The organism is Streptomyces sp. NPDC059037 (genome assembly GCF_042740015.1).
Lineage (GTDB): Bacteria > Actinomycetota > Actinomycetes > Streptomycetales > Streptomycetaceae > Streptomyces.
Window position 1 is genome coordinate 1 of record NZ_JBHYIG010000402.1, and the last position, 6,754, is coordinate 6,754.

A 6,754-nucleotide genomic window follows, 5' to 3' on the forward strand; every position below is an offset into this window, starting at 1 on the left:
GCGCGGGGGGGGGCGGCGGGGGGGGGGGGGGGTGTTATTTTTGCGGGGGGGCGCTTGTGGGATCTCCCCCATGAACCCCGCCCCATTTGGGGGCGCGACCCGCAGCGCACATAGAGACGCGAGGGGACGTGTCGGTGTGCCGCTAAGGTCACCGCCGTGACGGAACCCACAGTGACGCCCCGATCACGCAAGGGCAGAACTCCCGCCGCGGCCGCCCTGCTCGCCGCCTCGCTGCTCGCCTTCGCCGCCCTCTGCCTGGCGCAACACATCCCCATGGCCGACACCCTTGTCTACCGGGCCGAGGGGGCCGCCGTGGCCAACGGGACGGACCTCTACGGGTTCACCGTCACCGAGTGGGAGCTGCCCGCCACCTATCCACCCTTCGCGGCCATCCTCTTCGTGCCGACGACCTGGCTTCCCCTCCCCGCCCTCAGGCTCGCCTTCATCCTCGGCAACATCGCCCTCCTCGCCCTCCTGATCCACCTCTCGGCCGGCCTGGCAGGCACCCGCACCCGCCCCGCGCTCCTCCTCGCGGCCACAGCGGCAGCGCTCTGGCTGGAGCCCGTCTTCCAGACGGTCCTGTTCGGCCAGATCAACCTGGCCCTCGCCTGTCTGATCCTCTGGGACCTCACCCGCCCGCCGGGCGCCACCGGCAAGGGCTTCGCACTCGGCATCGCAGCCGGCATCAAGCTCACCCCCGCGATCTTCATCGCGTACCTCTTCCTGAGAGGACGCGTACGCGAGGGCTGCACCGCACTGGCGGCCCTCACCGGCACGGTCGCTCTCGGCGCCCTCGTGCTCCCCGCCGCCAGCGCCGACTTCTGGACGCACCGCCTCTTCGAGACGAACCGCGTCGGCAAGGCATGGATCGTCGACAACCAGTCGCTCCAGGGCCTGATCGCCAGGGCGCTCCACGACCCCACCCCCGGCCCGGCATGGGCGATCCCCGCGGCCCTCACCGCCGCGCTCGGCCTCTGGCTGGCGCGCCGGGCCAGGTCGGAACCCCGCGGCATCCTCCTGACGGCGGCCACCGCCCTGCTGATCTCCCCGATCAGCTGGTCCCACCACTGGGTGTGGTGCGTACCGCTCCTGACCCTGCTCATGGCGGAGGGCCGCCCCCGCCTGACCGCGGCGGTGGCGACCCTCTTCACGGCCCGCACCTTCTGGCTGCTCCCGCACCAGGGCGACCTGGACCTGCATCTGCCGTGGTGGCAACAGCCGTTGGCCTCGCCGTACGTGCTGCTCGGCGTGGCGCTGCTGCCGATGTTGAGTACGTATCTGAGTACGGGGACGCAGGTGCCCGCGCCGCGCGCGGAGGTTGACTCGCTCCATGGATACCGATGCGCAAACCGAGACGGATCCGCAAACCGAGACGGAACCGCGATCCGAGACGGAGCCGCAGGAGGCGTGGGCCGCCCGTAACGCCGCCTATGCCGCCGCGCACCCCGTCCCCCGCCCGAGCCGCATCCTCGGGCCGGCTCTCGCGACCCCCGTCGTGGTGCTGCTCCTCGTGCTCGGCGGGTACGTGGTCGCGCTCGACGCGGAGCTCGGTGACGCGTCGTCGCCGGAGCACCAGGACCTGGTGGCCCGCTACGTACTCGCGCTGCTCGGCGGCATCGGCTGCCTGGCGGCGGGCTGGCTCACGCCGCGCGACGCGCGCGCGGCGTGGCTGCGGACGGCGTTCGCCATCACGTCGGTCGTGACGATCCCCGTGGCGATGCTCGTGGGCTCCTGAGCCGGACGGCGACCGGCGTCGGCCTCAGCCCTCGGTCAGCAGCTCGTCCGCATCGACGATCCGGTACGCGTACCCCTGCTCGGCGAGGAACCGCTGCCGATGCGCCGCGAAGTCCTGGTCGATGGTGTCCCGCGCCACCACGGAGTAGAAGCGCGCCTCGTGCCCGTCGGCCTTGGGACGCAGCACGCGACCGAGCCGCTGTGCCTCCTCCTGCCGGGAGCCGAAGGTTCCGGACACCTGAATCGCGACGGTGGCTTCTGGCAGATCGATGGAGAAGTTGGCGACCTTGGACACGACGAGAACCGAGATCTCGCCTTCCCGGAAGGCGCCGAACAGCTTCTCGCGCTGCGCGTTGGTCGTCTCGCCCTTGATGACGGGCGCTTCCAGATGCTCGCCCAGCTCGTCCAACTGATCGATGTACTGCCCGATGACGAGGGTCTGCTCCCCGGCATGCTTCTTGACCAGCGCCTCCGTCACTTTCCGCTTGGTGGCGGTGGTGGCGCAGAACCGGTACTTCTCCTCGGCCTCGGCGGTGGCGTACGCGAGCCGCTCCGAGTCCGTCAGATTGACCCGCACCTCCACGCAGTCGGCGGGCGCGATGTACCCCTGAGCCTCGATCTCCTTCCAAGGAGCATCGAACCGCTTGGGCCCGATCAAGGAGAAGACATCGGACTCCCGCCCGTCCTCACGGACCAGGGTCGCGGTGAGCCCAAGACGCCGCCGGGCCTGCAGATCGGCGGTGAACTTGAAGACGGGGGCGGGCAGCAGATGCACCTCGTCGTAGACGATGAGCCCCCAGTCACGGGAGTCGAAGAGCTCGAGGTGCGGATAGATGCCCTTCCGCTTGGTGGTCAGCACCTGATAGGTCGCAATGGTGACCGGCCGGATCTCCTTCTTCGTCCCGCTGTACTCACCGATCTCGTCCTCGGTCAGCGAGGTCCGCTTCACCAGCTCGTGCTTCCACTGCCGCGCGGAGACGGTATTGGTCACGAGAATGAGAGTGGTCGCCTTGGCCTCGGCCATGGCCCCGGCCCCCACCAGCGTCTTCCCGGCGCCACAGGGCAGTACGACAACGCCGCTCCCGCCGTGCCAGAAGCCCTCGACGGCCTGCTTCTGATACGGCCGCAGCGCCCACCCGTCCTCGGCGAGGTCGATCCGGTGCGCTTCTCCGTCGACGTACCCGGCAAGATCCTCGGCGGGCCACCCGAGCTTGAGCAGGGTCTGCTTGATCTGCCCACGCTCGGAGGGATGCACGACGACGGTGTCCGCGTCGACCCGCTCGCCGACGAGCGGCTGCACCTTCTTGGACCGCAGGATCTCTTCGAGCACGGGCCGGTCGGTGGTGGTCAGCACAAGCCCGTGCGTCGGGTGCTTGGACAACGTGAGCCGCCCGTACCGCGCCATCGTCTCCGCGACGTCCACGAGCAGCGCGTGCGGCACGGGATACCGCGAGAACTCCACCAGCGCGTCCACGACCTGCTCCGCGTCGTGCCCCGCCGCACGGGCGTTCCACAGACCGAGCGGCGTCACGCGGTAGGTGTGGATGTGCTCGGGGGCACGCTCCAGCTCCGCGAAGGGCGCGATGGCACGGCGGCAGGCATCGGCCTGCTCGTGGTCGACCTCGAGCAGGAGGGTCTTGTCCGACTGGACGATGAGGGGACCGTTCACGCGCGCACCCTTTCGGTAAGCCAAACGTCCAGTGTGCCGCATGGCGCGCGATTACCGCCCTGACTGTGCTGTGGGCCTCAGCCGTCGCTCCGGCCGTGACTCAGTCGTCCGCGAGCTCCGCCACCCCCGTCACCCGATGCAGCGGATACGTCCTGACCTCGTCCGCCGTGTGGTCGTACGCCGTGACGAAGCCGCCCTCGACGCGGATCGGGGCGATCACGCGCTGGCTCGCCGAGCCCTCCGCGTTCACGTAGCCGATCCAGACCGCCTCGCCGGTCAGGACTGCCGCCTGCATCGTGGCGAGGGTCTCCGCCGCCGTCGTGCGGGGGAGCGCGCCGGTCGTCTCCGGGGTGGCCTTGCGGGGAGTCGTCGAGGCCAGGTCGCCCGCGCGGATGGCGCGCACCGCGGCGCCGGTCATCGTGTCGTCCGGCAGTGGCGGGCCGTCGTGGACGGGCTCGGGGGCGGTGCGCGGCGGTGTGCGGTGGGCGTGGGCTCGGTGGATCAGTACGTCGCCCTCGGCGCTCTCCGCGGCGGGCGCGAAGCCCATCGCGCGCAGCCCTTCGAGGAGCGCGCCGGGGTCGGCCTGCGCGGCGAGCACGGTGGGGGCGAGGCGGCGCAGGCGCAGGCCCTGGGAGCGCTTGTCGGCGAGGATCTCGTTGAGCAGCGCCTCGTCGTCGCAGCGTACGTATGCCGATGCCGCGCCGATTCGGAGGTGGCCGTGCTTTCGGGCCACGTCGTCGATCAAGTACGCGAGGGGCTGCGGGACCGGCGTGCGGGAGTGCGCGGCCAGGAACGCGTGCAGGTCGGACGCCGACTTGCCCGCGTCCAGCGCGCGGCGCACGGAGCCGGGCGTGAAGCGGTACACCGTCGCGCCGCCCTTCGACTCGACGTCCGCGAGTACGGCGAGGGTCTCGGCGAGCGGGCGCTCCAGCGGGCCGGGGGCCACCGCGGTGAGGTCCGCCTGGAGGAGCACGTGGTCGAGGGGCTCGGGGAGGAGGGGGGTGAGGAGGCGGGCGGCTCGGGCCGCGGATACGGCCAGCTCGGCGGGGGAGGGGGCGGGCGCCGTTGCCGCGCCCTCCTCGGAGCCGAGCAGTGCCCTCCCGTGCGACGACAGCGCGCCGCGGCCCGTGATGCCGAGCAACTCCGTCTCGTTCAGGGTCCATTGGGCGATGCGGGCGCGCAGTTCGAGTGGCGCGTTGCCTGCGGATGTGCTGCTGCCGGTGGACACGCCGCCCGCGGAGGCCCCGCCCCCGGCGGAGCCCCTCGGCGGGCGCTCCCAGCGCAGCCTGGCCAGGAGCGAGTCGGGCGTCGGGCTCGCACCGTCCGGGAGTGTCGTGAGGAGCGTCAGGACCCGGTGGCGGATCTCCGGGGCCGACGAGCGGTCCAGGTGCGGGCCCAGCGCCGACAGCGTGCGGTCCTTGCCGTCGCGGCCGCCGATCAGGCCCGCCGTGCGGGTCGCCGTCAGCCAGGCCGTGGCGAGCGCCGACCAGCGCTCGGCGGCGGGCAGCTCCTGCCAGTCGTCGTACGCCGGTGTCGCCGCGTACCGCTCGTCCGTCTCGCCGTCCGACGCCACCAGGCCCGCCGCGTAGGCCAGTTCGACCCAGAACGCGGCCACCGGCTCCGGTACGTCGAGCGCCACCGCCGTCCGCTTCAGATCCCGCACGCTCAGGCCGCCGGCCCGCAGGACCGTCGGGCCGCCCTCGTCCCAGTCCTTCAGGAGCTCCTCGACCGTGGCGAGCGCCGTGTACGCCTGGCCCGCCGCCGTCGCGTCCACAACCTGTGGACGGTGCTCGCGCAGCGGCTGCACGGCGGGCGGCGCCGGTTCGATGACGCGGTGCGCGCGGCCCGCGCGCAGGTGCAGGGCCGCCTCGCGGGGGAGTACGACGGTGCCGGGTGAGGTCGGCAGGAGCAGGCCCCGGTCCAGGAGCCAGCGCAGATGCCGCGCCGGGTCTGCGGTCACCTGGCCGTACGGCGGGCCCCAGACGAGCCGCGAGAGCACCTCGACGGACTCGGCGGGGGCCTCGTCGAGCAGTGCGGACATCCGGGTGCGGTCCGTGAAGAGGTCGGTCAGCGAGCGGACGGCGGACACCGCGTCGTGGGTGGAGGGCAGCCCGGCCGCCGTGACGATGTCCTGGATACGGTTCGGCGACATCCCCGCGGTGGCCTCGGCGACGGTGGGGCCGAGGCCGGTGGGGGAGGGGTACTGCGGGGCGGGGGCGAGGAGTTCGCGTGCCGTGCGGACCAGGCGCAGGCGGTCGTCGGGGCCCCAGACGAGGGCCTGCTCGCGCAGGACGCCGACGGCCCGGCCGAGCGCTTCGTCCGTCGCCGTGTCCCCGCCGTCGCCCCCCTCGTCTCCCGCGATCAGCGCGTGCAGTTCGGCGTACGTCGCCGGCTCCGGAGCCACGGCGAGGGCCTCGGCGACCTGCTGCGTAAAACGGTCGAGCCGCTCCAGGGCGCGGACGACGGAGGCGCGGGTCGCGGCGCGGGTGGCCAGCTGCGTGAGGTCGGTCGGAACAGGGGTGAGCAGGTCGGGGCGGGCCTGCAGCAGCGCACCGAGCGACTCGTCGCCACGGGACCGAAGCGCCTCGGCGAGTGACCGGGGGGTGTCCGCTGGACGCTGTGCCTGCTCGTCGGTGCTCATCCCGGCCACGGTAGCGGGTCGGCGGCGGGGGCTGGGCCTTTCGCGGCGCTGGATCGGGGGTGCGGCGTGCTGTGCGGGGTGGGGCTGCGGGGTCGTTGCCGGCTGCGGGGCTGCGGGGCTGCGGGGCTGCGGGGCTGCGGTCTGTGGTGCGGTTCGTCTTGGGGGTGGGGCTGCGGCTTGGGTGCCGGCTGCGGGGCGGTCCGGCTGTGGGGTGGGGCTCGGGGGGCGTCTGCGGTGCGGTTCGTCTTGGAGGCGGGGCTGCGGCTTGGGTGCCGGCTGTGGGGCGGTCCGGCTGTGGGGTGGGGCTCGGAGGGCGTCTGCGGTGCGGTTCGTCTTGGAGGCGGGGCTGCGGCTTGGGTGCCGTCTGCGGGCGGTCCGGCTGTGGGGTGGGGCGGCGGCTTTGGGGGTCGTCTGCGGTGCGGTGCGTCTTGGGGGCGGGGCCGCGCCGGTATGTCCGTACTCGCCATCTCGGTCCGGGCGCTTTGCTGCTGCGGTTGGGGAGTGCTGCGTACCGTGCTCCGTGCGGACATACCGACACGTCCCCTCGCGTCTCGATGCGCGGTGCGGGTGCGTGGGGGCCGATGCCCGTCCCCTCGCGTCTCGATGCGCGCTGGCCGTGCGTGGGGGCCGATGCCCGTCCCCTCGTGTCTCGTTGCGCGGTGCGGGTGCGTGGGGGCCGATGCCCGTCCCCGCCCCTCTCGTTGCGCGGG

Annotated in this window: 4 protein-coding genes; 2 read left to right on the plus strand and 2 right to left on the minus strand. The window is 72.9% G+C overall.

Going from position 1 to position 6,754, the window contains the following annotated elements; all coding sequences use genetic code 11:
- The first annotated feature begins 156 nt into the window (after positions 1–156).
- Together ACFWY6_RS43150 and ACFWY6_RS43155 are read left to right on the plus strand one after the other, a co-directional pair.
- Complete coding sequence (locus tag ACFWY6_RS43150) at positions 157–1,422, plus strand: glycosyltransferase 87 family protein (RefSeq protein WP_384702706.1); 1,266 nt, start codon at positions 157–159, stop codon at positions 1,420–1,422.
- Positions 1,423–1,495: 73 nt separating this feature from the next.
- The gene (locus ACFWY6_RS43155) at positions 1,496–1,735 is read left to right on the plus strand and encodes a hypothetical protein (RefSeq protein ID WP_384702709.1); all 240 of its coding nucleotides are present in this window, start codon (positions 1,496–1,498) and stop codon (positions 1,733–1,735) included.
- A gap of 24 nt (positions 1,736–1,759) precedes the next feature.
- Here the strand turns inward: ACFWY6_RS43155 and ACFWY6_RS43160 are convergent, their stop codons facing one another.
- Both ACFWY6_RS43160 and ACFWY6_RS43165 read right to left on the minus strand, forming a co-directional pair.
- Positions 1,760–3,403 carry a DNA repair helicase XPB gene (locus tag ACFWY6_RS43160; protein ID WP_384702712.1) on the minus strand — a complete coding sequence of 548 codons (1,644 nt, stop codon included), beginning with the start codon at positions 3,401–3,403 and terminating at the stop codon, positions 1,760–1,762.
- 100 nt (positions 3,404–3,503) lie between these two features.
- Positions 3,504–6,044: a helicase-associated domain-containing protein gene (locus ACFWY6_RS43165; protein WP_384702715.1), complete on the minus strand. Its 2,541-nt coding sequence runs from the start codon at positions 6,042–6,044 to the stop codon at positions 3,504–3,506.
- Between the last annotated feature and the right edge of the window lie 710 nt (positions 6,045–6,754).

What these genes read in the sequence shown, in the direction of transcription:
- ACFWY6_RS43165 (WP_384702715.1), bottom strand. Translation starts at nt 6,044, where the DNA reads ATGAGCACCGACGAGCAGGCACAGCGTCCAGCGGACACCCCCCGGTCA.